The sequence below is a fragment of the Planktotalea sp. genome (genome assembly GCF_965659345.1).
Taxonomy (GTDB): Bacteria; Pseudomonadota; Alphaproteobacteria; order Rhodobacterales; family Rhodobacteraceae; genus Planktotalea.
In genome coordinates this window covers 1-2589 of record NZ_CBFHVK010000050.1, presented here as the reverse complement: position 1 = coordinate 2589, position 2589 = coordinate 1, and the positions used below count along the sequence as shown (strand labels likewise).

At 50.9% G+C, this 2589-nt stretch carries 3 protein-coding genes; 2 read left to right on the top strand and 1 reads right to left on the bottom strand.

Translation table 11 applies throughout. The annotated features are described in order from the left end of the window. Window positions 1–494: 494 nt before the first annotated feature. Both ACTG3Z_RS17490 and ACTG3Z_RS17485 read left to right on the top strand, forming a co-directional pair. Window positions 495–773, top strand: coding sequence for a hypothetical protein (locus ACTG3Z_RS17490; RefSeq protein WP_439144279.1), 279 nt, complete (start codon window positions 495–497; stop codon window positions 771–773). 129 nt (window positions 774–902) lie between these two features. After that, a complete protein-coding gene (locus tag ACTG3Z_RS17485; protein WP_439144278.1) occupies window positions 903–1682 on the top strand; it encodes a hypothetical protein in 780 nt (259 codons plus the stop codon). Between the two features lie 29 nt (window positions 1683–1711). Here ACTG3Z_RS17485 and ACTG3Z_RS17480 read toward each other — a convergent pair whose 3' ends face one another. After that, window positions 1712–2080, bottom strand: a complete 369-nt coding sequence (locus tag ACTG3Z_RS17480; protein ID WP_439144277.1) for a hypothetical protein — start codon at window positions 2078–2080, stop codon at window positions 1712–1714. Between the last annotated feature and the right edge of the window lie 509 nt (window positions 2081–2589).

The following is a 2589-nucleotide window of genomic DNA, read 5'->3' as shown; positions in this document are numbered from 1 at the left end:
ACCTTGATAAAGGGGGATATTAATTTGGGCGAAACCCATACTGTAAAGGAATGAGATGAGACCGTTTGCTGTCTTAAATGTTCTAGCGACCACTTCGTCTGCAGCGCCTGACTTTCGGCGGGCCAATACCAGTAGCTTCTCGCGCTTTTGAGTACTGTCGACTGCCCGAATAATCCATTCACCGTACCAGACGGCCCTCCTGTTTTCGGCAGTGCTCTTGCAAACGACTTCAGCATGGTACGCGCTTTGCAGGAGAGATCTGAAACGTGCTTCTGTGACCACATTGGGCGCTTCTCTCTCTAACTCTGGGCCCATTGCTGCACTTTCACTGTTGTTGGCAGGTCGGGAACCGTTCCTCGGTTCTACCTCAATACAATGTTATAATATTGACATCAAGCTATAAGATTGTAGCGTATTCAAGCCTAAGCAGCTTTGGCAAGTAATCGCTGTCATTGAAAAGTACCCATAAAAACAGTGAGAAGGCGGAAGATATCATGCGCATCACGATTGTTCGGGGCTTTACGGTCTTGCTGATTGCAGTGTGTTCGCAAGCGGGTGCGGAAACCTGTCTTGCGCCTGCTCGTCCCTTTGTTCCCAGCGATCCTGCGGCTGCCAAGGAATACGAAGACCTCATTCGCTTAGATTTCGAGAATTACATTGACGAGGTGCAAGATTACTTTCGCTGCATGGAGGGCGAGCGTGCCCGTGCTTTCACCGAAGCGCAGGAAGTTAGCCAAGAAAATGGCCGCTTCGTTCAGGAAATGGCTGAGTAACACGAATTTTCATGGCGCCCCCCTTCTAGGTTCGATTTGGTGCGTCTACGATCAGATGGGTAACGGCGTGTAAATCTTCGCTTAACAATATTATAAGATCGTGTTAGTAAGCATAGCATCATATTTGCTATGGAGCGCCTTATGTTTAACTTTCTGCGCACTTCCGCATTCTCGTTGATCGTAGGGGCAATTAGTTTGACTGCTGTCCCAGATCGAGCCCAAGCGCAAAGCTACCAAATAGACTGTGCAATCTTGTTGTGCCTTTCTGGCGGATGGCCAGCGTCCGTTCCCTGTGCTCGAGCCCGCGCCGAGTTCATCCGACGCATAACGCCTTGGCCCGTGGAGCCGCCTCTTCAAATCTGGCGTTGTCCTATGGGAGCGGCTTACACAACAGAACCTCAAACTCAGACGGCCGATCGTATCTACGATATCTTGTTCAAAATGGAGGATGCGCCGGTACAGTCACTTTCAAACAGTCCTGCAGGCGATTTTGACCTCATCCCACAATTCGCGCTTCTGAGGCAGGGTGGTGGTCCTGCTGCACGATTGCCCGAAGCTGCAATCCTGAACTTGGTCCAAGGTCTAAGTGACGAGACTGGAACAGCGGATATCGACATAAGCGGTCAAGAATTCAACTTTGTTCGTTCAATCCGCGTTTTTGACGTCCAAGTACGCCAATGGCGTAGCCGACGAGAGGACGAATGCAGCAGATCCAGCAATGTTCGTCTTGGGAATTATGGAATTCAGGGCGATTATCGCTGGACCCGCGCAAGTGTGGGCGACCTGCCGGATGCACATGTTGGAACGGAGCGTTGGGGGTCAAATTGCCCGTCGATCTGGCATCGCTCCGTCTTTGTCGAATGGCGCGACTATGAGGGGAACTACGGTTTTGAACAGGTCAACTATTGAGAGCTCGGGACTAATATCTCGAAGTCTTGTCAGTCCTCATCCTTGGTCAGGAGCTCAACAGGCAATGCGTGTGTTGAAACCCCGCCTTCTTGAAGCGGTACATTGGCATGTGTGCACCCCATGCTGGCAAGGAAAGAGATCAAACCGTTCGCCGTCTTAAACTCGCGAATTCTGATTTCATCATGCTTGTCTGACATCGATCGTGCTGGGACCAAGAGCTTCATGAAGGTTCTGTCTTCGTCGATAATGCGGATCACCCATACACCGTACCACACCGCGCTCTTGTTAAAGGCGGAAGATCGGCAATAGACTTCCGCAAGGTACCCGCTTTGCATTAATGTGCGGAAACGTGTCTCAGTAATCACATTTGGTGCTTCGTTGTCTTGGATGCTGCTCACACCAAACCTCTTCCCGTTCTACTCTAGACTTTGGTTCTTAAAGCGCCCCATCGTCTGATCTTAGCTATAATATTGCCACCGAGCAGGTAGTATAACACCCGATGCTGTTGTGTCTCAGACAGCATTAACCACCAAGTGGGCAGATTTCCAAGTGATACGAGAGAACTCACATTTGGATTTTGATGGGCGCGGCAACCAAAATTTTTGCTTTTTCACTCAAAAGAAGCGTGTCCGGGTCAATGCTAATGCCAGCTGAGAGCGAGGATGGCTTCCTGTTATCGTGACTATCGGGGGCCATTGTTGATGTGGCTTCCTTGTTTCTGGTGGATCAGAGCGCGGTTGTAGGCGCGGAGGGGCACGGGACCGAGGTGCTCTTTCTCTGCACCAAGGCCGAACCGGACCTTCACCGCGCTCTGCACCAAGGTCGGCTCAGCGGACTTTGCTGTCGTTCGCTGCGGGTGCGCCAATGGCTTCTCCTAAAAGTTCCGAATTTCCATTCGGGATTCAAA